We start from the raw sequence: 23,646 nt of genomic DNA, 5'->3' as shown, positions 1-23,646 counted from the left end.
GAAAGCGCGGGCCTTTGCGGCCCACGCGTGAAGATCAAAGATCGTGATGCAGATACTTCGCCTGTTTCGGCAGTCGCAGGCTGAACAGGAAGGCTATCGCCATCATCACCGTCACGTACCAGTAGAAGGAGTTTTCCATGCCCACGGCCTTGAGGCTCAAGGCCACATACTCCGCCGAACCGCCGAAGATCGCATTCGCCACCGCATACGCCAGGCCGACACCCAATGCACGCACCTCCGGCGGAAACATCTCGGCTTTCACCAGGCCACTGATCGAGGTGTAGAAACTGACGATTGCCAGCGCCAGGGTGATCAGCACGAAGGCCAGGAACGGACTGCTGACACTTTTCAGGCTCAACAGGATCGGCACAGTGAACAGGGTGCCGAGGGCACCGAACCAGAGCATCGAGTTACGCCGGCCGATCTTGTCGGCGAGCATGCCGAAAACCGGTTGCATGCACATGTAGAGGAACAGCGCGCCGGTCATGATATAGCTGGCGGTCTTGGCCGGCATGCCGGCGGTGTTCACCAGGTACTTCTGCATGTACGTGGTGAAGGTGTAGAAAATCAGCGAGCCACCGGCGGTGTAGCCGAGTACGGTGATGAACGCGGCCTTATGGTCGCGAAACAACGCGCTGATGCTGCCGGCGTCCTTGTTTTCGCGCATTTCCTTGCTGGTGGTTTCTTTCAGCGAACGACGCAGATACAGCGAAACCAGCGCCGCCATGGCACCGACCACAAAGGGAATCCGCCAGCCGTAGGCACGCAATTCGTCTTCATTGAGGAACTGTTGCAGGATCACCACCAGCGACACTGCCAACAGTTGCCCGCCAATCAGGGTCACGTACTGGAATGAAGCGAAGAAGCCGCGCTGGCCCTTGAGCGCCACTTCGCTCATGTAGGTCGCCGTGGTGCCGTACTCACCGCCCACCGACAAGCCTTGCAGCAAACGGGCGAACAGCAACAGGATCGGTGCCCAGACCCCGATGCTGTTGTAGGTCGGCAAGCAGGCGATAAGCAAGGAGCCGAAGCACATCATCAGAATCGAGATCAGCATCGAATTCTTGCGCCCGTGCTTGTCCGCCAACCGACCGAAAATCCAGCCGCCAATCGGCCGCATCAGGAACCCGGCGGCGAACACGCCTGCGGTATTGACCAACTGCACGGTGGGGTTATCGGACGGGAAAAACGCCGGGGCGAAATAGATCGCACAGAAGGCGTAGACGTAGAAGTCGAACCATTCGACCAGATTGCCGGACGAGGCGCCGACGATGGCGAAGATCCGCTTGCTGCGCTCCTCACCGGTGTATAGCGGTTGTGTAGCTGTGGTCGTTGTCATTGTTTTTCACTCAATGGGGACTGTGAGAGTCTAGACATACTTTGTAACAGTCCCGTTCCACACAAAAGATCGCAGCCTGCGGCAGCTCCTACAAAGGCATGGCATGCAGGCTGCGATCTTTTGATCTGGGTCTTAATAATCGAAGAACACCGTCTCCGCATCAGTGCCTTGCAGAATCACATTCCACTGATAAACACCCGACGCATCCTTCCGGGCCAGCAAGGTACCGCGACGCTCGGCCGGCACGCATTCCAGCAACGGATCGTTCACGTTGGCCGCATCACCCTCAAAGTAGATCCGTGTCAGCAGGTGCTTCACCAGACCACGGGCAAACACCAGTACCACCAGGTGCGGTGCCTGAGTCGTGCCTTTGAGTCCCTCGACCGTTCCCGGCTTGATGGTCGTGAAACGAAAACGCCCTTCGGCATCCACCGGCACCCGGCCAAAGCCTTCGAAATTCGGGTCCAGGGGTTTTTCCTGGTCGTCCTCCGGATGGTCATACTTACCGGCGGCGTTGGCCTGCCAGACTTCCAGCATCGCGTCGTTGACGATGTCGCCATTGCCGTCGAGCACTTGCCCGGTGATCGCCACGCGCTCGCCCAGGGTTTGTTCAACGGTCAGGTCTTCGCGGTTCAGCCAGGTCAGGCCGATGTGGTAGTACGGCCCGACGGTGTGGGACGTGGTCGCAGTCAGCGTCATCTTATTTCTCCATCGGCGTGGCGTCGCGGCCGCGCAAAACGATGTCCCAGCGATAACCGAGGGCATAGGACGGGATGGTTTTTTCCAGGTCGAACGAGGCGATCAAGCGCTCTTTGGCGCGGGTATCGGGCACGCAGTTGTAGATCGGGTCGTACGCCAGCAGCGGGTCGCCCGGGAAATACATTTGCGTCACCAGGCGCGTCAGGATGCTCGGCCCGAACAGCGAGAAATGGATGTGCGCCGGGCGCCAGGCGTTGTGGTGGTTGCCCCACGGATAGGCGCCGGGCTTGATGGTCTGGAACTGGTACCAGCCATCGGCGTCGGTCACGGTACGGCCGGTGCCGGTGAAGTTCGGGTCCAGCGGCGCGTCGTGCAGGTCACGGGCATGGGCGTAGCGACCGGCGGCGTTGGCCTGCCAGATCTCCACCAGAATCCCCGGAACCGGCAGACCGTTTTCGTCCAGCACACGGCCGTGGATGATGATGCGCTCACCCTGTGGCTGACCTTCGTGCTGAGCGGTGAGGTCATTGTCCTTCTCGTTGATGCGCTCGGCGCCGACGGTTGGCCCGGTGATTTCCGACAACGAATGGGGCAGAAACACCAACGGCTTGGACGGCGAGCGCAGGTTGGTGGATTGATAGGTCGGATGCAGGTACTCCGGCTGAGTACCCTCCTGCGGGCGACGGTAACCAGGCTTGTCAGTCATTACTCTTTCCTCAGTTCTTGTTAGCCGACAGGGTGTGTCAGACCCGTTCGATTGCCAAAGCCAGACCCTGGCCGACACCGACGCACATGGTCGCCAGACCTTTCTTGCCACCGGTTTTTTCCAGCTGATGCAACGCCGTCAGCACCAGACGCGCACCGCTCATGCCCAACGGATGGCCCAGGGCAATCGCGCCACCGTTCGGGTTGACCTGGGCGGCATCGTCGGCGATCCCCAGTTCACGTAGTACCGCCAGGCCCTGGCTGGCGAAGGCTTCGTTGAGTTCGATCACATCGAAGTCGCTGACCGCCACGCCGAGGCGCTCGGTCAGTTTGCGCACCGCCGGCACCGGGCCGATGCCCATTACCCGCGGTGCAACACCGGCGCTGGCCATGCCCAGCACTTTGGCGCGGGCGATCAGGCCATGTTTCTTCACGGCTTCGGCCGAGGCCAGGATCAATGCGGCGGCACCGTCGTTCACACCCGAGGCATTGCCGGCGGTGACGGTTTTGTCCGGGCCGTTGACCGGTTTCAGTTTAGTCAGGGCTTCCAGTGTGGTGTCGGCGCGAGGGTGCTCGTCCTGGCTGACCACGGTTTCACCCTTCTTGTGGGCAACTCGCACTTCGACGATTTCTTCAGCGAAGAACCCGGCGGCTTGTGCGACGGCAGTGCGCTGCTGGCTGCGCAGGGCAAAGGCGTCCTGATCTTCGCGGGACACTTTGTAGTCGTCGGCCACGTTGTCGGCGGTCTGCGGCATCGCGTCCACGCCGTACTGGGCTTTCATCAGCGGGTTGATGAAACGCCAGCCGATGGTGGTGTCTTCGAGTTTCATGTTGCGCGAGAACGCCGCGTCGGCCTTGCCCATCACGAACGGCGCACGGGACATCGACTCGACGCCGCCGGCAATCGCCAGCTCCATCTCGCCGCTGGCGATGGCGCGGAACGCGGTGCCGATGGCATCCATGCCCGAAGCACAAAGGCGGTTGAGGGTCACGCCGGGAATGGTTTCCGGCAGCCCCGCCAACAGCAGCGCCATGCGCGCGACGTTACGGTTGTCTTCGCCGGCCTGGTTGGCGCAGCCGAGGAACACCTCGTCCACGGCGCTCCAGTCCACCGACGGGTTGCGCTCTATCAAGGCCTTGATCGGCACGGCGGCCAGGTCGTCGGCACGCACCGTCGACAGACCGCCGCCGAAACGGCCGATGGGGGTACGAATCGCGTCGCAGATATAAACGTCACGCATCACGCTTCTCCGGGGGCTTGGCCGTGGGCCGCTGCGGTACGGGCTTCGAGATCGCGCAGCGCGGTCAGTTCGACTTCAGTCGGCTCGGCGGTTTGCTCAACGTTATCGGCAAAACGGATTGCCCAACCGGTGGCGGCGACCACTTGCTCGCGGGTCACGCCCGGGTGCAGTGCAGTGACCACGAACTCATGGGTGCCGGCTTCCGGCTCCATGATGCACAGGTCAGTAATGATGCCGACCGGACCGGCGCCTGGCAGGCCGAGACGCTTGCGCGAATCGCCGCCCTCGCCGTGGCCGACCGAGGTAATGAAGTCGAGTTTGTCGACAAAGGAGCGCGCCGACTGCTTGAGGATAATCAACACGCTCTTGGCGGAACCGGCAATCTCCGGTGCGCCACCGGCGCCCGGCAGACGCACTTTCGGCGCGTGGTAATCGCCGACCACGGTGGTGTTGATGTTGCCGAAGCGGTCGACCTGCGCCGCGCCGAGGAAACCGACGTCGATGCGCCCGCCCTGCAGCCAGTAGCGGAAAATCTCGCCGGTCGGAACCACGGTGTCGGCGGTTTCGGCCAACTCACCGTCACCGATCGACAGCGGCAATACGCTCGGCTTGGCACCGATCGGACCCGATTCGTAGATCAATACCACGTCAGGCGAAGACGTCAGGCGCGCCAGGTTGGCCGCTTTCGACGGCAGGCCGATGCCAACGAAGCACACAGAACCGTTCTTCAGGCGGCGAGCGGCGGCGACGGTCATCATTTCATTGGTGGTGTAAGTCATTACTTCGCCTCCGAAGCGGCGGCCAGTTTGGCCTGGAACTCGCTGAAGTCAGCGCTGCCGTGGATGTATTCGTTGATCCACGCGGTGAAGGTTTCACGGTCGCGGGCAATCGGGTCCCAGGCCTGGTAGAAGCGGTTGTCGCGTTCGGTGTAACCGTGGGCGTAGGACGGATGCGCACCGCCAGGCACGTGACAGACCGCGCTCAAGGCCCAGGTTGGCAGCACGCAGGCGTTCATCGGTGCATTCAGGTCATCGACAATCTCTTCAACGGTGACGATGCAGCGCTTGGCGGCCAGTGCGGCTTCTTTCTGCACGCCGAGGATGCCCCAGAGCAGGACGTTGCCTTTGCGGTCGGCTTTCTGCGCATGGATCACGGTGATGTCCGGGCGCACCGAAGGCACGGCGGCCAGCACTTCGCCGGTGAACGGGCAGGTAACGGACTTGATCAGCGGGTTGACCTTCGGCAGGTCGGAACCGGCGTAGGCACGCAGTACCGCGAACGGCAGGCCGGAAGCGCCGGCGACGTAGGCATTGGCCAGGTCGGCGTGGCTGTGCTCTTCGATTTCCAGCGGGTGCGGCCACTGTTTCTCGACGGCGTCACGCAGGCGATGCAGGGAGCCGACACCGGGGTTGCCGCCCCAGGAGAAAATCAGCTTGCGGGCACAACCGGCACCGATCAACTGGTCGTAGATCAGGTCAGGGGTCATCCGCACCAGGGTCAGGTCTTTCTTGCCCTGGCGAATGATTTCGTGACCCGCGGCAGTCGGGATCAGGTGGGTGAAGCCTTCGAGCGCGACCGTATCGCCGTCGTTCACGAATTGCTTCACCGCGTCGTGCAGCGAAAGAATTTCAGCCATTGGGGCAGGCTCCCGTTTGTTGTTAACCGACAGTGGAAGAAGGCGCCGATGCGCAGCGCCGGAATGACTGAAGGTTAAGCCTGTGCAAAACACCAAACAATCCGATAATCGACTAACCGTTCGATAATCGAACGCATTGTTGTCTGGCTATCTTTTAGGTTGCCCCTAAAAGATCGCAGCCTTCGGCAGCTCCTACAGAGGAATTCGTGCACCTGTAGGAGCTGCCGCAGGCTGCGATCTTTTCTGGCTACACCCCTAATCAGGTCGCATCCGCATGACTGACCATGCCCTTGATCACCACGGCCGTGGTCGCCAGCGCCGCCGGAATCACCAGTGCCGTCAGCACTTGCTCGAAGTTCCAGCCCAGCCCCAGCAGCGTCGCGCCCATCCACGCCCCGAGAATCGCGCCGAAGCGGCCGATCCCGAGCATCCACGACACGCCGGTGGCCCGCCCCTGAGTCGGGTAAAAACGTGCCGCCAGAGACGGCATCGCCGATTGCGCACCGTTGACACACATCCCCGCCACCAGCACCAGCGTCGCCAGTATTGTGATGTTGCCCAGGCTCTGCCCCACCGCGTAGGCAAACACCCCGGCCAGCAGGTAGAAAGTGCCGATGACCTTGTGCGGATTGAACCGGTCCATCGCCCAGCCCACGCCCACCGCACTCAGCACGCCACCGAACTGGAACAACGCGCCGATGAAGGCGGCCTGTTCCATGCTCGCGCCACTGTCACGCATCAGCGTCGGCAGCCAGCTGGTCAGCAGATAGACGATCACCAGGCCCATGAAGTAGGTCAGCCATAGCAGCAAGGTGCCGACGCTGTAGGTGCCGGAGAAGATCACCGCAAACACATTGCGCGCCTTCACGGTTTTCTGTTCCGGCACGCTGAAGCTGGACGCCTGGGCCACCACCGTCGGGTCAATCGGCGCCAGTGCCTTGCGCACTTTGTCCGTCCCGCGGTTACGCACCACCAGGTAACGCGCCGACTCCGGCAGCCAGAACAGCAAAACGACGGCGAGGATCAGCGGCAGGACTCCGCCGATCAGCAGCAGGCTGTGCCAGCCAAAGGCCGGAATGAGCTTGGCCGAGATAAATCCGCCGCCGGCCATGCCGAGGTTGAAACCGCAGAACATGCTGGTCACCAACAGGGACTTCTTGCGCTCCGGGGTGTACTCCGACAGCAGGGTCGTGGCGTTCGGCATGCCGGCGCCCAAGCCCAACCCGGTTAAAAAGCGCAACACCAGCAATTGCTCGACGTTGGTGCTGTAGGCCGAAGCCAGGCTGAAGGCACCGAACAACAACACCGCCCCGACCAGTACGACTTTTCGCCCAAAGCGGTCAGCCAATGGCCCGGAGCCCAGTGCACCAAAGACCATGCCGATCAGAGCCGCGCTCATCACCGGCCCGAGGCTGGCGCGATCGATTCCCCAATCCTGCGAAAGGGCCGGCGCAATGAAGCCCATGGCCGCGGTATCGAGGCCGTCGAGAAAGACAATCAGGAAACACAGGATGACTACCCGCCACTGGTAGCGCGAAATGGGTTGGGCATTGATGAAGGACTGCACGTCAAGGCAGTTTCCTACAGCAGACTGGGGCTGGTTCATTATTTTTATTCCATGGATCACAGTCGAAAAGGGGCCAGCCGGGGCTGACGCAGACGCGACAGTAATGATCCACAGGAAACAGCGTCAATTCGCCAAACGCGACTCTGTGCGTTTATCGAACAGCTTAGGTGAACAATTGGGTACTGAGGTCGCGGCTGGCACTCAGCAGGCCAGGCAGAAAGCGTTGTTCCAGCTCGTTACGACTGACTCGCCCGGCGTGGGTGCTGACATTGAGGGCCGCGACCACCTGGCCGGAGGCGTCGTACACCGGGACGGCAATCGAGCGCAGCCCTTGCTCAAGTTCCTGATCGACGATGCACCAACCTTGCTGTCGCACCTCTTGCAGGCATTCGAGCAATGCCTCGGGGGTGTGAATCGTGCGACTCGTCTTGGCCTGCAGTTCGGCGTGGTCCAGGTATTCGCCCAGCGACGTGTCGTCCAGAGCGGCCAGCAGAATCCGCCCCATCGACGTGCAATAGGCCGGCAGGCGCCCGCCCACCGACAGGTCCACCGAAATCAGGCGCTGGGTGGTCGCGGAGCGGGCGATGTACAGAATGTCATCACCTTCCAGCGTGGCCATGTTGCAGGCTTCGTGCAGCTGTTCGCTCATGCGGTCCAGATAAGGTTGGGCGGAAACCGCCAGCGGCGTTGATGACACATAGGCATGGCCGAGGGTCAGCACTTTGGGCAGCAACGAATAGGTGCGGCCGTCGGTGGTGGCGTAGCCGAGTTTGATCAGGGTGTGCAGGCAACGGCGCACGGCGGCGCGGGGAATTTCCGTGCGGTGGCTGATCTGGGCAATGGTCAGGTGCCGTTTGCGCTCCTGGAACGCTTGCACCACAGCCAGGCCACGGGCCAGGGACGTCATGAAATCCGGGTCGCCGGTCAGTGCCTGGATCCGTTTGGCCGGTGAGGCAACGATGGGGGGAGCCACTGAAGCGAAGGAATTGCGCATTTGATCGTTCATACAAGGTCCTTTTACCCACTCGGATCAGCGACTATTACAAAGGGCTACCGCCTTACGCTCAAGCCCGGCCTCTCAACTTCGGGCGATTATCGAACGCTCGACCGATAATCGCAATCCACTGTGTCAATCACCGAGTGCGCTGATATCCGTTTTTCGCTGAATCACGAACTCGTTTACAGCCGATCGCCCCAGGGCCTTAATGAGGCATTCTAAATACCGTAACTTGTTCGACTTAATGGCGTCAGAAAGGCATCGCAGCAATCAGGGATCAGTCGACGTTCTAGTAGAACGTAAAGTTCTGCACAACAAAACTGCCCCTCCCAAGACCTGCTTTTAACTCTTGGATATAGTGTTCTTCAAATAGGCCGCTATAATACAATTCAGTAGCACTCCGGTTTTTTTACTTGCCGGACCTGCTGCCCGGCAATGCGATGTTCCATCTCCGTTGCCCATTGCAAGCGCCAGATCTGCATTGCACCGCCTTGCCAGTGCGCTTGCTGAAACAGGAAACTGAAGCTACGTCAGCTGTTTATCTCTGGTGCCGTGGCCGCCTGTGACATGGAAGTATTGATCCCGGTTGTTGCCAAAACGATGCCTTGACGGGCATTGCCATTCGACGGACGTGATCAATCGATTTGATGCAGCGCGTTTTCACCAGAATTTATCCCAACTCAATCAGGTAGCACTGTGACGAAAGACGAACTGCGCGCGGAACTAGAGCGCCAGGAACAACGCTACAAGGAAGTTTACGGCGGAGAAGTCACCACTTACGCCGCTCAACCCGAACCGGAACGCAAACCCTGGCGTAAACGCGCCACCGTTCAGGATCAGGTTTTCCAGCAAGAACTTGAAAAAATGGAAAAGGAACTCAAAGCCGAAGAGCCATGACTGCTTCGGCCTGAACCTTACAAGGACCTGCCTCTGCACCTGTTAAAAGCGGGATGTATAGAGGTCGCCTTGCGCGCCCGCTACGAGCGGGCAGCGGCCACTGCCCTCCCCGGATGAAGGCAGATTTTGGTATCTGACATATTTCTCAGATATTTCGTACAGGTATTCGCCCCCATCCTTCAGCGGTGCGAATCTCTTGCTACGTCGATCTTTTCAAGAAAAATCAACAAGTTAAAAAACACAGCAAAACCCTTGGGTTTTGGGTGCCGCGGCAAAAAAATTCGTTGAAGAATGTTACCGATGAGCAGCTAGTGCATTGATTGGCAGTCTTTTCTGGCATAATCGCGCCCCCTTATGACCGGGTCAGAAAACCTTCATGATCGATTTATTCAGCGGACTGGATGCTTGGGTGCTTGTGAGCCTCTTGCTCGCCCTGGCCTTTGTCCTCGCCTTCGAGTTCATCAACGGCTTTCATGACACCGCTAACGCGGTGGCCACCGTTATCTACACCAAAGCCATGCCGCCTCACCTGGCGGTGTTTTTCTCCGGGGTGTTCAACTTCCTCGGCGTGCTGCTGGGCGGGGTCGGCGTGGCGTATGCCATCGTCCACCTGCTGCCGGTAGAACTGCTGATCAATGTGAACACCGGTCACGGACTGGCCATGGTGTTCTCGTTGCTCGCCGCCGCCATTACCTGGAACCTGGGCACCTGGTACTTCGGTATTCCCGCTTCCAGCTCCCACACGCTGATCGGTTCGATCCTCGGTGTCGGCCTGGCCAACGCCCTGATCAACGATATTCCGTTGGCCGACGGCGTGAACTGGCAAAAGGCGATCGATATCGCCATGTCACTGGTGTTCTCGCCAATGGCAGGTTTCCTGATCGCCGCGCTGATCCTGATCGGTCTTAAATGGTGGCGTCCGCTGTCGAAGATGCACAAGACACCGGAACAGCGCCGCAAGATCGACGACAAGAAGCATCCGCCGTTCTGGAATCGCCTGGTACTGGTGATCTCGGCCATGGCCGTGAGTTTCGTGCACGGTTCCAACGATGGCCAGAAGGGTATCGGCCTGATCATGCTTGTCCTGATCGGTATCGTTCCGGCGCAGTTCGTCCTCGACCTGAACAGCACGACCTATCAGATCGAGCGTACCCGCGACGCCACGCTGCACCTGAGCCAGTTCTACCAGCGCAACTCGGAAACCCTGGGCGAGTTCCTGGCCCTGGGCAAGAGCGTGGAAGGCGATCTGCCGGAAAAATTCCGTTGCAACCCGCAACAGACCGAACCGACCATCACCGCCCTGCTCGGTACCCTCAAGGGTGTAGCTGACTACCACTCGCTGCCATCGGAAAGCCGCATCGAAGTACGTCGTTACCTGCTCTGCCTGGACGACACGGCGAAGAAGGTCAGCAAGTTGCCAACCCTCGGCGCCCGTGAAAAGGCTGACCTGGACAAGCTGCGCAAAGACCTGACCACTACCACTGAATATGCCCCGTTCTGGGTGATTCTGGCAGTGGCGCTGGCCCTGGGCCTGGGTACCATGGTTGGCTGGAAACGCGTGGTACTGACCATTGGCGAGAAGATCGGCAAGCAAGGCATGACTTACTCTCAAGGTATGTCGGCGCAGATCACCACCGCCAGCCTGATCGGCATGGCGAACATCTTCAGCCTGCCGGTTTCCACCACCCACGTGCTGTCCTCTGGCGTGGCGGGCACCATGGTCGCCAATAAAAGCGGCCTGCAAGGCGGCACCGTCAGAACCATCCTGATGGCCTGGGTATTGACCCTGCCAGCCACCGTGGCCCTGTCGGCCGGGTTGTTCTGGCTCGCTTCGAAGGCGCTTGGCAGCTGACAGGCAGCCAAACGAAAAAGGCGCGCTCCGCAAGGAACGCGCCTTTTTTATTGCCATAATTGTCGCCACACCACAAATCATTGTGGGAGCGAGCTTGCTCGCGATAGCGGCCTTGCAGTCAATATAGATGCTGAATGTTATGGCCTCATCGCGAGCAAGCTCGCTCCCACAGGGTTTGCGTGTATCGATAGAGTTTTACAGGCAAAAAAAAGGGCAACCGAAGTTGCCCAAAATGCCTTGCGTGCTCATTACATCCAGAAAGAACTACGGTTATTTCCGCTTGTGCGAATCCTTCCAGATAAAAAGTCCGAACCCTGCAAAAAACACAAACATGAGGCTGACAGTCAGCACTCCGGCGATCACCACGTTGTCGAAAAACATGACGCGTCTCCTGCACTTGCCCTGTTGCGATAGAGCCAGGTTAACCAAACGGGCAGGAGAGAATATTGACCGGGATCAATGTCGCCCGAGACTGGGCAAGAGGAAGGGGAAAGTTTGACCCGCATCAATGAATGCGGGAGGAGGGTCAGCGTTTTTTCGGTTTGCTTTTCGGCTTTTTCTTCACCTTGCCCAACGGCATGGCTTGTTCGAACGCCTGGCGAACTTCATTGAGCCGTTTGTCATTGAGGTCATGAACACGCTTGGCGCGTTCCGCGTTGAGGTCAATCAGTTTGTCGTCTTGGCTCATGGCAGTCTGTGCATCGCTTGAAATGAGTTTCAGCCGCCGTAGCGTTCGGCAACCCTGCGCCAATAATGCGGCCTGACGGCCGCGCTGACCAGCCGCGCGCTCAAATCTCGATGTCGACCCACAGCCCCTGCCGCGGCTGATCTTCCATCAGCGGCGCCACCGGCACAGTGTTGTCGGCATTGAGTTCATCCCCGGGAATCGCCAGGTGCGCCTCGGGATCATTATCAGCCTCGTGGCGACGCCGTTCCTGCTCCTGCCTGCGCCGCTGCTCCTCGCGCAGCACCAGCCCGTCCTCTTCAGGATTACGCTTTTGCAGGTCGATGGTGCTTTCACTGGAGCTTTCCTGCACCGGCACCACCGGTGGAATATCCGGGCGCTGGCGGATCGGATCAGTCTGTGAAGTGATCGGCACGGCACTCAAGGGAAGCATCGGTGGCAGCATGGTTTTCGGTCTCCTGTCAGCAGGCTGTCGGCTGCGGGGATGGCGACTTGAGCCATCGGTCGCAAACTGTGACCCAATTGGCACTCATTAGTGCACTGAGCGGCGCGTCATGCACAGGTGGGCTAACGTTTGACTGTGAGTTTTTCTGAGAGTCCTTTGGCCCTGAAGCCCTCATTCCGTTAAGATAGCCGGCTTTTTCAAGGTGGGAGTCAGGCAGCATGGCGCAGCAGTATCAACCGGGGCAACGCTGGATCAGTGACAGCGAAGCCGAGCTGGGTTTAGGCACCGTTCTGGCACAGGACGGCCGCTTGTTGACCGTGCTCTACCCGGCCACTGGCGACACCCGCCAGTACGCGCTACGGAATGCGCCTCTGACCCGCGTGCGATTTTCGCCGGGTGACTCCATCACTCACTTCGAAGGCTGGAAGCTGACCGTCCGCGAAGTCGATGACATCGATGGCCTGCTGGTTTACCACGGCCTCAACGGGCAGAACGAAGTGGTCACCCTGCCAGAAACCCAACTGTCGAACTTCATCCAGTTCCGCCTGGCCAGCGACCGTCTGTTCGCCGGCCAGATCGACCCGCTGGCCTGGTTCTCCCTGCGTTATCACACTCTGGAACACACCAGCCGTCAGTTGCAGTCCTCCCTTTGGGGCCTGGGCGGCGTGCGTGCGCAACCGATCGCGCACCAGTTGCACATTGCCCGCGAAGTCGCCGACCGTATCGCGCCGCGGGTTCTGCTGGCTGACGAAGTGGGCCTGGGCAAAACCATCGAAGCCGGCCTGGTGATCCATCGCCAGTTGCTCTCGGGCCGCGCCAGCCGTGTGTTGATCCTGGTTCCGGAGAACCTGCAGCACCAGTGGCTGGTCGAGATGCGTCGCCGTTTCAATCTGCAGGTCGCACTGTTCGACGAAGAGCGCTTCATCGAAAGCGATGCCAGCAACCCGTTCGAAGACACCCAACTCGCGCTGGTCGCGCTTGAGTGGCTGGTGGACGACGAGAAAGCCCAGGACGCGTTGTTCGCGGCAGGCTGGGACTTGCTGGTGGTCGACGAGGCGCACCACCTGGTGTGGCACGAAGATCAGGTCAGCCCTGAATACTCGCTGGTCGAGCAACTCGCCGAAACCATTCCTGGCGTACTGCTGTTGACCGCCACCCCGGAACAACTGGGCCAGGACAGCCACTTCGCCCGTCTGCGCCTGCTCGACCCGAACCGTTTCCACGACCTGCAAGCCTTCCGCGCCGAGAGCGAAAACTATCGCCCGGTGGCCGAAGCCGTTCAGGAGTTGCTGGATCAGGGACGCCTGTCGCCGCAAGCCCACGAGACCATCCACGGTTTCCTCGGCAACGAAGGCGAAGCCCTGCTGGCCGCCGTCAACGATGGCGACACCGAAGCCAGCGCGCGCCTGGTGCGCGAATTGCTCGACCGTCACGGCACCGGCCGCGTGCTGTTCCGCAACACCCGCGCCGCCGTGCAAGGCTTCCCGGAACGCAAGCTGCACCCGTACCCGCTGCCGTGCCCGGACGAATACCTCGAACTGCCGCTGGGCGATCACGCCGAGCTGTACCCGGAAGTCAGCTTCCAGGCCCAGCCGGACGCCAGCGAAGAAGAGCGCTGGTGGAAATTCGACCCGCGCGTCGAGTGGCTGATCGACCAGTTGAAGATGCTCAAGCGCACCAAAGTGCTGGTGATCTGCGCCCACGCCGAAACCGCCATGGACCTGGAAGACGCCCTGCGCGTGCGTTCCGGCATCCCGGCCACGGTGTTTCACGAAGGCATGAACATCCTCGAGCGTGACCGCGCCGCCGCCTACTTCGCCGATGAAGAGTTTGGTGCGCAAGTGCTGATCTGCTCGGAAATCGGCAGTGAAGGCCGCAACTTCCAGTTCTCCCATCACCTGGTGCTGTTCGACCTGCCGTCCCACCCGGACCTGCTGGAACAACGTATCGGTCGACTGGACCGGATCGGCCAGAAGCACATCATCGAACTGCACGTGCCGTACCTGGAAACCAGTCCGCAAGAGCGCCTGTTCCAGTGGTACCACGAAGCGCTGAACGCATTCCTCAACACCTGCCCGACCGGCAACGCCTTGCAGCACCAGTTCGGCCCGCGCCTGCTGCCGCTGCTCGAAGAAGCCGACGATGGCGAGTGGCAAGCGCTGATCGACGAAGCCCGCACCGAGCGTGAACGCCTGGAAGCCGAGCTGCACACCGGCCGTGACCGCTTGCTGGAGCTGAACTCCGGTGGCGCGGGCGAAGGCGATGCACTGGTGGAAGATATCCTTGAGCAGGACGACCAGTTCGCGCTGCCGATCTACATGGAAACCCTGTTTGACGCCTTTGGCATCGACAGCGAAGACCATTCGGAAAACGCCCTGATCCTCAAGCCGAGCGAAAAAATGCTCGACGCCAGCTTCCCGCTGGGCGACGACGAAGGCGTGACCATCACTTACGACCGCAATCAGGCGCTGTCTCGCGAAGACATGCAGTTCATTACCTGGGAGCACCCGATGGTGCAGGGCGGCATGGATCTGGTGCTGTCCGGTTCCATGGGCAACACCGCCGTGGCGCTGATCAAGAACAAGGCGCTGAAGCCGGGCACCGTGTTGCTTGAACTGTTGTACGTCAGCGAAGTGGTTGCCCCGCGCTCGCTGCAGCTGGGCCGCTACCTGCCGCCGGCTGCCCTGCGCTGCCTGCTCGATACCAACGGCAACGACCTGTCCGCCCGCGTGTCGTTCGAAACCCTGAACGACCAGCTCGAAAGCGTGCCACGTGCCAGCGCCAACAAGTTCATCCAGGCCCAGCGCGACCAGTTGACGCCACGGATCAACGCCGGTGAGGCGAAGATCCTGCCGCGCCACACTGAACGTGTCGCCGAGGCGCAACGTCGCCTGGCCGCCGATACCGACGAAGAACTGGCGCGCCTGACCGCCTTGCAAGCGGTCAACCCGACCGTGCGCGACAACGAACTGGTGGCCCTGCGTAAACAACGCGAGCAAGGCCTGGCCATGCTCGACAAGGCTGCGATCTTTTGATCTTTACACCTTATGCCGTCACCGCCTCTATCTGCGGATCAACCGCCACCAACCCCTCCTTCATCCGCTTGGCATCGCGCACAAAACACCGCGAAGCCAGGAACAGAAACACCACGGTAAGCAACAGCGCCACCGGAATCAGGTACATCGCGTCATGCAGGCCAACCGCCTTGAACGCTTCGGTCATCTGTTCGGCGCCGGCGGCGAGCATCGCCGTGTGGGCGAAGTGATCGGACAAGGCTCCGACCACCACCGGCCCCAGGCCACCGCCCAACAGGTACAGCCCGGCAAAGAACAGCGCCATGGCCGTAGCCCGCAACCGCGGTTCGACCACGTCCTGAATCGCCGTGTAGACGCAGGTGTAGAAGTTGTAGGCAAACAGCCAGCCGACACTGAATACGGCGACGAACACACCGATCTCGATTCGCCCGGAATGCAGCGCCCACGCGGTGCAGATCGTCGAAATCACCAGGCTGAAGGCGGCAAACAATAGCCGCCCGTTGGCGACCCGCTGGTGAATCTTGTCCGCGATCCAGCCACCGAGGGTCAGGCCGACCAAACCGGTCACACCGACAATAACCCCGGTCGCCACTGCGGCTTCCTGCAACGGCATGAGGAAGTAGCGTTGCAGCATCGGTACCAGAAACGAATTGCAGGCATAGGTGGCGAAGTTGAAACACAGGCCCGCCATCACCAACCACAGGAAGGTGGGTACGGCCAGTACCCGACGGATCGGTCGATCGATCTTTTCCTGCGAAACCTGCACGCTCTCGGCGGCGCCGCGCTTCGGTTCCTTGATGAAAAACATGAAGATCGCGAGGACCAGCCCGGGCACCGCCGCGATAAAGAACGGCGCGCGCCAGCTGTCGAAGGCCTTGACCATCGCGCCGATGGTGAAGAACGCCAGCAACAGCCCCAACGGCAGCCCCAACATGAAGATGCCCATGGCCCGTGCCCGGCGGTGAGCCGGAAACAAATCGCCGATCAGCGAGTTAGCGGCTGGCGCGTAGCTGGCTTCGCCGATGCCAACGCCCATGCGCACGATCAGGAAGCTCCAGAAACTGCCCACCATGCCGTTGACGGCCGTCAACCCGCTCCACACCGCAAGTCCCCAGCCCATCAGCTTGCTGCGCGAGCCGGTATCGGCCATGCGCCCCAGCGGCAAGCCGGCAATGGCGTAGACGATGGTGAATGCCGTTCCGATGATCCCCAACTGGAAATCACTGAGGTGCCATTCCATGCGAATGGGCTCGATGATGATGGCCGGGATGGTGCGGTCGAAAAAATTGAACAGGTTGGCCAGGAACAACAGGAACAGGATGCGCCAGGCATTGGCCGCTTGGGTCGAGTTCTGCATGGGTCCGTCTCTTTTATTGTTTTTGGGGCGTCACTGCCCCCGGACTTTGCAATCTAGACAGACCGGCCACAACTGTCTTTCATTATTCGCCAGGCTGATACCTGCCCATGGCGCACATGCCTGTGGGAGCGGGCTTGCTCGCGAAGGCGGTGTGTCATTCAACAATTTTACTGACTGACCTGACGCATTCGCGAGCAAACCCGCTCCCACAGAAGGTACGGCTTTCGCAGAGCGGATATTTCGCAGTTCGTCCGGCCGAAGAAAAATACCCTTCGCCCCCCCTTCCCAAGCCGTTGCCGAAGCCTAGAATAGCGGCCTGATTCCCCCCCTGTGTCTCCACTCCTCCTTACGATAATCGCCCATGTCCGAAGCCAGTCCGTGTCTGAATTGCGGTGCCTGCTGTTCTCATTTTCGCGTGTCATTTTTCTGGGGGGAGTGCGCCTCGTCCGGGGGGACGGTACCCGATGAACTTGTCGAGCAAATCAGCCCCAGCCGGGTCGCGATGATCGGCACCGGCTGCAAACCCGTGCGCTGCACCAGCCTGGTCGGAGACGTGGGCAGTACGGTGCAGTGCTCGATTTACGAAAAACGCTCCAGCACCTGTCGGGAGTTCGACGCTTCATGGGTCGATGGCCAGGCCAACCCCGATTGCGACGCAGCCCGTGCCGCGTTCGGCTTGCCGGCCCTGCAACCGGTGTTCGAGACGCCTCAGAAGCAAATCGCCTAAGTAATAGCACCAATCGCTATTAGGTTAATGTCAAAATATTTGGCACCAATGTGCCACTATCGCTTGCGCTCCATCCATGCCCTCTATACTCCATGACGTTCGCTGGCGCTCTTGCTCCGGCCTGAAGGATAACGATGGGGCATGCTATGGAGTGGCTTGGTCTGCATTTCATTACCGAGCTACCAGAGAATGGGCAGGTCATACTCAATTGCACACATGACCCTTTTCTGGTGCTGCTGGCTTATCTGGTCGCCTGTGTCGGCTGTTTCGCGACACTGGACATGGCCGAGCGGGTTGCCCACGCTGAAAAAACCGCGTCCAAAACGCGCTGGCGCTGGGTGGGCAGCGGTTGCCTGGCGGGCGGTATCTGGGCCATGCACTTTGTCGGGATGCTGGCATTCCAGGCGCCTGTCGACCTTCACTACCAACTGCCTGTCACGGTGTTCTCGCTAACCATCGCGCTGCTCGCCGCGTGGCTGGCCATGCATACCCTCAGCCTTCCCGAGCTGAGTTTTCGACAGTGCCTCACGTCATCGATCGGGATCGGCCTGGGTATCGCGACCATGCATTACGTGGGCATGGCGGCCATGCACTCCAATGCTTCGGTCTATTACCATCCTGGCCTGTTTGCCCTCTCCATCGTGATCGCGATCGGTGCCGCGCTGGCAGCCCTGTTGCTGGCATGGTATCTGCGCAACGGCACCGGCATGCTGCACCAGCTCTTCAAATACTGCGCCAGCCTGCTGCTCGGGGCAGGCATCCTGAGCATGCACCTCACGGCCATGGCCGCCTTCAATCTGGTGTTGCCCAGCGACAGCCTGCCAGTGCAAACCGGCGAACACAGCCACCTGCAACTGGCGCTGACCGTGACGGTCATGACCCTGCTGATCATCGGGAGCAGCATCAGCGCGGCACTGGCGGACAAGAAACTGCAACACAAGGACCACGACCTGCAGCGGGTCAACTCCCTGCTCAGCCAACTGGACCAGGCGCGCATGTCCCTGCAGCAGGTGGCGCACTACGACGCGCTGACCAACCTGATCAACCGTCGCGGGTTCAACCAGATCTTCGCCGAAAAACTCATCGAGAAAACCAACGAAGGCGGGATGCTGGCAGTCCTGTTCCTGGACATCGACCATTTCAAGCGGATCAACGACAGCCTTGGCCACGATGCCGGAGACGAACTGCTCAAAGTGCTTGCCGCGCACATCAAGAGCTCGGTTCGCAGTCACGAGGATGTGGTCGCACGCTTCGGCGGCGACGAGTTCTGCCTGCTCATCGACCTGCATGATCGTGACGAAGCGCGACAGTTGGCCCAACGCATCATGCTGAAAATGAAGGAGCCCATCGAACTGGCCGGCAGGCGCATGGTGATGACCACCAGCATCGGTATCAGCCTGTTTCCGGAAGACGGCAAGACCTGTGAGGAACTGTTGAAGAACGCCGACCTCGCGCTGTATCAGTCCAAGGGCAGCGGCCGCAACGGCTTGAATTTTTTCAGCGCCAACCTGAAAACCCGCGCCACGCTTGAGCTGCAACTGGAAGAAGAATTGCGCCACGCCCTGCGTGAAGACACCGGCCTGATGCTCTATTACCAGCCGATCTATGACCTCAAGACCGGTCAGGTCAGCAAGCTAGAAGCCTTGATCCGCTGGCAACACCCGGTCCACGGATTCCTCGTGCCGGATCGCTTTATCGCCATCGCCGAGGCCAACGGCCTGATCGCCGAACTGGACAACTGGGTGCTGCGCAAGGCCTGCGAGGATCTGGGCGAGTTGTCGCGCCAAGGCTGTGAAGACCTCAAGATCGCCGTGAATTGTTCGCCCCTGAACCTGGCGCGCGAAGAACTGGCCGATGAGATCGAGTACGCGTTGCGGGCCGCCGGTGTGGAGCCCCATCGGCTGGAGCTGGAAGTCACGGAAAACGCCTTGATGGGCAATATCGCCAATACACTGGTGTTGCTGCGGCAGATACGCGCCCTCGGCGTATCGCTGTCTATCGATGACTTCGGCACCGGCTATTCATCCCTGGCCTACCTCAAGCGCTTGCCGCTCAACACGCTGAAAATCGACCGCTCGTTCATCCAGGACATTCCCAAGGCGACCCAGGACATGGAAATTGTCCAGGCCATTATCGTCATGGCCCATACCCTGCAACTGCAAGTGGTCACCGAAGGGGTCGAAACCTTCGAGCAATACCAGTTCCTGGAAGACCATGGCTGTGACTTCGTTCAGGGCTATTTGCTCAGTCGGCCGGTGCCGCTGACCGAGTTACTCCCGGTGCTGAACGAAATCAACCAGCGCAAGCACGCCTACACGGTCACGACGCTGAGTCTGGCTCACGGTACATCTGCACTAATGTAGACGGGTCTTTTTCAAGGAAACCCTGGCTCCCGTGCAAACGCATCAACTGCGCGGCCAGCCCGCTGATCGGTGTCGCCGAACCCTGCTCACGGGAAAACTTAACTGCGGCATCCAGATCCTTGAGCAAGGTGCGCACGTGCCACTTGACCGGCTCGAAACGGTTTTCAGCCATCTGCGGGGCCAGGAACTGCAAGGGTTTCGAATCGGCAAAGCCGCCGGCCAGCGCTTCGGCGATCAGGCTTGCGTCAACCCCGGAACGCTCCGCCAGCGCGACCACTTCGGCAATCACCAATGCATTGCAGGCGACGATCATCTGATTGCACGCCTTGGTCACCTGCCCTGCCCCGACACGGCCCATGTGTGTCACACGTTGCCCCAGGCTCAACAGGACAGGCCGGACCCGTTCCAGATCCTGTGCGTCACCGCCGACCATGATCGTCAGGCTTCCAGCTTCTGCGCCGACCACGCCACCGGACACCGGCGTGTCGAGCCAGTGCATGCCGGTTCTACCGGCGAGGTCTGCGGCCATCTCCCGCGTGGCGTTAGGCTCCAGGCTGGAAAAGTCCACCAGCAGCTGGCCTTTTCCTGCCCCCTCGACGATGCCTGCCGGACCAAACACTACCTCGCGTACGACCGCCGTATCGGCCAGGCACAACATCACCACGTCAGCGTGCTGGCACAGTTCGGCCGGGCTGGCGACCTGGCGCGCGCCAGCCTCGACCAGTGGCTTGCACTTGTCCGGATTGCGATTCCATACCGCCAGCGGATAACCCGCGGCCAGCAGTCGCCGGCACATCGGCAACCCCATCAGGCCGATCCCGGCAAACCCCAACGAAGGTAGCGTTGACATCATTTAGCCTCCTTTTGATTAAAGATCGCCAAATACTGGCCGATTCATCATGACTTAGGGAAGGATTCCCCCGAGCAATGCTCAGGCCAAAGACCAAGGCATGGTCCAGGTACGCGCTGAAAAAAGACGCGATTCTATTCCGTGACGGTTCGACGACAGTGAGTCGGCCAACCAATCAGCCCAGGTAGATGGCGAACAATGACTTCTAAAAACAACCCGGCCACTGCGGTAACCGATCTGACGTTGAGCCCCGCGGCCAACAGCCCGTCATCACCGAAGCCATTGATTCAATCCCGCCCGCTGGCGACCCAGCAATACCTCTACTTCACCGAAACCAACACCGACCGCATCCTCGATAACCTCGATGGCCTGCGCGACATGGTCTTCCCGCGCCCACCGCATCTGGAAGGCGACAGCGAACAGCACAGCGACCAGGAATTCCCCTCGGTGTGCCTGATCGGCCTGGGCCGCTGCGGCTCGAACATTGCGCTGGACGTGGCAGAGCTGGTGTACAACGCCCGCAAGTTCTACCTCAACGAATTCAACAACGAAGATCGCCTGTCACCGGACAAGCGTTTTGCCGAAAAGGGCTACAGCCCGGCCCAGTGGATCCGCAACAACCTGCGCCTGGGCCAGAACAAGAACACCAAGCCGGTGTTTCTGGTCGAGCCGCTGGTGATGCTCGGCGATCTGGACAAAGACATCGCCGGACGCATCCGCTTCTCGCGCAAGGGCGAAAAAAGCGGCTTCCTGCGCGACTACAGCAAAATGAAAATCATGGACCTGTCGGAAGTCCACGCCGGTGGCGCCGGTAACGCGCCGATCCTCGGCCAGTACCTGGCCAAGATCATCCTGAACAAGGACACCCAGCGTTTCTCCAGCCCTGACTGGAAAATGATTCACTCGTACCTGATCGACAGCTGCGGCATCAAGGCCAACCAGTCGCGCCTGTATTTCTCGATCTTCAGTGCCGGCGGCGGTACTGGCTCCGGCATGGCCTCGGAATTCGGCCTGGCCCAGCAGCACTCGTACATGAACAAGACGTTCGACACCAAACCGATGGACGAGCACGACAGCAAAAGCGGCCACTCCTTCGTCTTCGAACCGATCTTCACCAGCGGCATCTGTGTACTGCCGAACATTTCCGACCACCGCAGTGAAATGTCCGAGGCGCTGCACATCAACGCCGGCCGCCTGCTGTGCAAATACCTGTCGGAAGAGTGGGACTTCTCCTACAACTTCGCCAACGAAGACAGCAGCGAAGCCAGCGTCATGGGTCGCATCCGCCCATGGAACGCGATGATGCTGATTTCCAACGACATCATGCGTTACGCCGAAGAGAACGATGACGGCAATATCCAGAACATTGATGTCAATGCCATGGAAAAGCACGCCAACCAGTACATCTCGCAGCAGATATTCAACATTCTGACGGCTCAGGCGGTCACCACCGACTACGACCAGAACTATTTCCGTCGGGCCGGCATCGACATCGGCGAGACCATTCGCCTGGACGCCAACGACCTGTTCATGAGCCTGGCCGGCCCGGTGGCGATTGCCTATGCCGAGTCCGTGGTGCCGGAAACCCCGCCGCCAAGCAACGACAAGTTCAAGGTGTTCGAGAAAGAGCCGCAGCGCCTGAACATCGACGACCTGTTTTTCCGTTCGATCGACCTGCCGCACTTCAACAAGGTCACCCAGGCCATCGAAGGCATCAGCCTGTTGCCGATCGAGTCCAAGCGCTATCGCGCGTCGCTGGAGCAGTACAAGAACTCGGGTTACGACGCGGCGGCCCTGCACGACCTGCACTTCTTCAAGAATTGCTCGTCGGTGGTGTCGATCGTTTCCTTGCCGAAGGACTACAAGCTGTCCTACATGGACCTGAACCGGTTGAAGACCCACCTCAACAGCCTGTTCCCCAACACCACGCTCAAGCGCTACGCCCTGGTGATCGGTGCCTCGGCCAACCTGTCCCTGACCACCCTGATCGCCAAGAGCCCGTGCCTGTCGGACGATTTCCTGACGCTGATCGTGGCCTTTATCAAGCGCTGCTTTGCGAAGAATCCGTACCGCTTCGACGAAACCCTGGATAACTCGATCCTGGACTTCATCATCAACGAACAGTTCGATGAAGACCGGATCGACGAGTTGCTCAACGAATTCGAGAATCCGGCGAAGATCCTCGATACCAACTGGTACGCGATCAAGCCGATGTATGAGAAGAAGTATCGCGAGCTGATCAACGACAAGGAAAAATTCGTCTCGATCAACGACATCCGCCTGTCGCGGGACTGCGTGAAGAAGTCGATCAAATACCTGCGCGAGATCTATCGTCACCGCATCGGCAAGACCAAGGTTATTTCGCTGAATAACCATACGGGCAAGACGGCTTACTAAGGCGCAAAACCGCGCCGCCCGCATCGCGAGCAGGCTCGCTCCCACAGTTGACCGCGATCTCTGTGGGAGCGAGCTTGCTCGCGATGGCGGCGACGAATTCACTGCAAATCAACATCCAGAAACAATTGAGCAGCCGTTCAGTTGCCCTCCCAACTGTTCCCGTTACGTTTACGTCACCGTGAGGCTGTGGCCTTTCTCTACGGCAACATGCCATCACGCTACTCGGCTACACACTTTCCTGCCTGAAGGGAGCGCACCAAACCGGTGCAACCGTTTAAACCTGCGCCCTTTCCTGGATCAGAATCCACGGCGAAACAACCACCGCCCACAACTGCGGATCACGTTCAAAAAGATCCAGCGCCCGCGTTTCAGACAGCTTGGCGAGCTTGTCAGCAGCCAGCCAGGCAGCCACTTTCTCCCCTTCATCCTGGGCCACGGCCTCGGCGGCGGCGATCAGATCCAGGCCAGGATCGACCCACAATAGGGCACCCTTGGCAAAGAACGGCTCCAACTCTTTCCAGGTAATAGATGCGGTTTCACCAAGCAGCTTGGCATAGAGGGTGCTAGGTTCTTGATTCATGGGACTGTCCGAAAAAGAAATCGACGCAGATGATAACGTCGGTGGACTGGCAGAAAAACCCGGATGCAATTGAGTGACCGAAATGAAAAGCGCAGGAAAGCCAGGGAATGCAGTGAATCCGGCTATAAGCCCCTCAACGCCCCGCCGCAATTCTGTCTTTTTCTTTCAATAAAGCGACACTTGCAGGTTTTGCCCCTCGGCGCTGCCTTCCCAGGCTGACAATCGGCGCTCTACACTGTACCGGTACAGTTGCCGAGGGGCTTTTCCGGGGAAT

20 protein-coding genes are annotated in these 23,646 nt (G+C 60.0%); 6 read left to right on the top strand and 14 right to left on the bottom strand.

Annotated features, from left to right (window positions below; translation table 11 throughout):
• Positions 1-34 precede the first annotated feature (34 nt).
• The 8 genes from AC07YV_RS20960 to pcaR form a co-directional block, all read right to left on the bottom strand.
• Positions 35-1,339 (bottom strand): MFS family transporter, encoded by a 1,305-nt coding sequence (locus tag AC07YV_RS20960; protein ID WP_102701029.1) that lies wholly within the window; start codon positions 1,337-1,339, stop codon positions 35-37.
• Positions 1,340-1,471: 132 nt separating this feature from the next.
• Positions 1,472-2,038, bottom strand: a complete 567-nt coding sequence (pcaG, locus tag AC07YV_RS20955) for a protocatechuate 3,4-dioxygenase subunit alpha (RefSeq protein ID WP_102701028.1) — start codon at positions 2,036-2,038, stop codon at positions 1,472-1,474.
• Position 2,039: 1 nt separating this feature from the next.
• On the bottom strand, positions 2,040-2,744 hold the full coding sequence (gene pcaH, locus AC07YV_RS20950) for a protocatechuate 3,4-dioxygenase subunit beta (RefSeq protein ID WP_102701027.1): 705 nt from the start codon (positions 2,742-2,744) through the stop codon (positions 2,040-2,042).
• 37 nt (positions 2,745-2,781) lie between these two features.
• Positions 2,782-3,987: a 3-oxoadipyl-CoA thiolase gene (pcaF, locus tag AC07YV_RS20945; RefSeq protein ID WP_173900829.1), complete on the bottom strand. Its 1,206-nt coding sequence runs from the start codon at positions 3,985-3,987 to the stop codon at positions 2,782-2,784.
• Positions 3,984-4,763 carry a CoA-transferase subunit beta gene (locus AC07YV_RS20940; RefSeq protein WP_102701025.1) on the bottom strand — a complete coding sequence of 260 codons (780 nt, stop codon included), beginning with the start codon at positions 4,761-4,763 and terminating at the stop codon, positions 3,984-3,986. The genes pcaF and AC07YV_RS20940 overlap by 4 nt, the downstream gene beginning before the upstream one ends.
• The gene (locus AC07YV_RS20935) at positions 4,763-5,620 is read right to left on the bottom strand and encodes a CoA transferase subunit A (RefSeq protein ID WP_007976681.1); all 858 of its coding nucleotides are present in this window, start codon (positions 5,618-5,620) and stop codon (positions 4,763-4,765) included. The genes AC07YV_RS20940 and AC07YV_RS20935 overlap by 1 nt, the downstream gene beginning before the upstream one ends.
• A gap of 259 nt (positions 5,621-5,879) precedes the next feature.
• Positions 5,880-7,226 carry a 4-hydroxybenzoate transporter PcaK gene (gene pcaK / locus AC07YV_RS20930; protein WP_102701024.1) on the bottom strand — a complete coding sequence of 449 codons (1,347 nt, stop codon included), beginning with the start codon at positions 7,224-7,226 and terminating at the stop codon, positions 5,880-5,882.
• 124 nt (positions 7,227-7,350) lie between these two features.
• Complete coding sequence (gene pcaR / locus AC07YV_RS20925) at positions 7,351-8,193, bottom strand: pca regulon transcriptional regulator PcaR (RefSeq protein WP_007986334.1); 843 nt, start codon at positions 8,191-8,193, stop codon at positions 7,351-7,353.
• A 687-nt stretch (positions 8,194-8,880) separates the two neighbouring features.
• Between pcaR and AC07YV_RS20920 the strand changes: the two genes are divergently transcribed.
• Both AC07YV_RS20920 and AC07YV_RS20915 read left to right on the top strand, forming a co-directional pair.
• Positions 8,881-9,081 (top strand): hypothetical protein, encoded by a 201-nt coding sequence (locus AC07YV_RS20920; RefSeq protein ID WP_007976673.1) that lies wholly within the window; start codon positions 8,881-8,883, stop codon positions 9,079-9,081.
• Positions 9,082-9,457: 376 nt separating this feature from the next.
• Positions 9,458-10,933 carry an inorganic phosphate transporter gene (locus AC07YV_RS20915; protein WP_102701023.1) on the top strand — a complete coding sequence of 492 codons (1,476 nt, stop codon included), beginning with the start codon at positions 9,458-9,460 and terminating at the stop codon, positions 10,931-10,933.
• A gap of 270 nt (positions 10,934-11,203) precedes the next feature.
• On the opposite strand, the gene ccoM is transcribed toward AC07YV_RS20915, so the two are convergent.
• The 3 genes from ccoM to AC07YV_RS20900 form a co-directional block, all read right to left on the bottom strand.
• The gene (gene ccoM / locus AC07YV_RS20910) at positions 11,204-11,314 is read right to left on the bottom strand and encodes a cytochrome c oxidase subunit CcoM (RefSeq protein WP_007976669.1); all 111 of its coding nucleotides are present in this window, start codon (positions 11,312-11,314) and stop codon (positions 11,204-11,206) included.
• Positions 11,315-11,459: 145 nt separating this feature from the next.
• Positions 11,460-11,621 (bottom strand): hypothetical protein, encoded by a 162-nt coding sequence (locus AC07YV_RS20905; RefSeq protein WP_173900828.1) that lies wholly within the window; start codon positions 11,619-11,621, stop codon positions 11,460-11,462.
• Between the two features lie 100 nt (positions 11,622-11,721).
• A complete protein-coding gene (locus tag AC07YV_RS20900) occupies positions 11,722-12,063 on the bottom strand; it encodes a hypothetical protein (RefSeq protein WP_008054180.1) in 342 nt (113 codons plus the stop codon).
• Between the two features lie 218 nt (positions 12,064-12,281).
• Here AC07YV_RS20900 and rapA point away from each other — a divergent pair, with 218 nt between their 5' ends.
• Positions 12,282-15,098 (top strand): RNA polymerase-associated protein RapA, encoded by a 2,817-nt coding sequence (gene rapA, locus AC07YV_RS20895; protein ID WP_102701022.1) that lies wholly within the window; start codon positions 12,282-12,284, stop codon positions 15,096-15,098.
• A 10-nt stretch (positions 15,099-15,108) separates the two neighbouring features.
• Here rapA and AC07YV_RS20890 read toward each other — a convergent pair whose 3' ends face one another.
• Positions 15,109-16,455, bottom strand: a complete 1,347-nt coding sequence (locus AC07YV_RS20890; RefSeq protein ID WP_102701021.1) for a spinster family MFS transporter — start codon at positions 16,453-16,455, stop codon at positions 15,109-15,111.
• Between the two features lie 361 nt (positions 16,456-16,816).
• Between AC07YV_RS20890 and AC07YV_RS20885 the strand changes: the two genes are divergently transcribed.
• Both AC07YV_RS20885 and AC07YV_RS20880 read left to right on the top strand, forming a co-directional pair.
• A complete protein-coding gene (locus AC07YV_RS20885; RefSeq protein WP_102701020.1) occupies positions 16,817-17,182 on the top strand; it encodes a YkgJ family cysteine cluster protein in 366 nt (121 codons plus the stop codon).
• A gap of 146 nt (positions 17,183-17,328) precedes the next feature.
• Positions 17,329-19,545, top strand: coding sequence for a putative bifunctional diguanylate cyclase/phosphodiesterase (locus tag AC07YV_RS20880; RefSeq protein WP_494990346.1), 2,217 nt, complete (start codon positions 17,329-17,331; stop codon positions 19,543-19,545).
• Here AC07YV_RS20880 and AC07YV_RS20875 read toward each other — a convergent pair.
• The gene (locus tag AC07YV_RS20875) at positions 19,502-20,398 is read right to left on the bottom strand and encodes an NAD(P)-dependent oxidoreductase (RefSeq protein ID WP_102701018.1); all 897 of its coding nucleotides are present in this window, start codon (positions 20,396-20,398) and stop codon (positions 19,502-19,504) included. The two genes, AC07YV_RS20880 and AC07YV_RS20875, sit on opposite strands and share 44 nt — an antisense overlap.
• A 195-nt stretch (positions 20,399-20,593) precedes the next feature.
• Between AC07YV_RS20875 and AC07YV_RS20870 the strand changes: the two genes are divergently transcribed.
• Positions 20,594-22,792: a hypothetical protein gene (locus AC07YV_RS20870; RefSeq protein WP_102701017.1), complete on the top strand. Its 2,199-nt coding sequence runs from the start codon at positions 20,594-20,596 to the stop codon at positions 22,790-22,792.
• Between the two features lie 274 nt (positions 22,793-23,066).
• On the opposite strand, the gene AC07YV_RS20865 is transcribed toward AC07YV_RS20870, so the two are convergent.
• Positions 23,067-23,372 (bottom strand): DUF2288 domain-containing protein, encoded by a 306-nt coding sequence (locus tag AC07YV_RS20865; RefSeq protein WP_102674187.1) that lies wholly within the window; start codon positions 23,370-23,372, stop codon positions 23,067-23,069.
• Positions 23,373-23,646 lie beyond the last annotated feature (274 nt).

This window comes from Pseudomonas sp. GW456-E7 (assembly GCF_059424105.1).
Note: the sequence above shows the minus strand (reverse complement) of the source record. Positions and strands in the feature narration are given on the sequence as shown.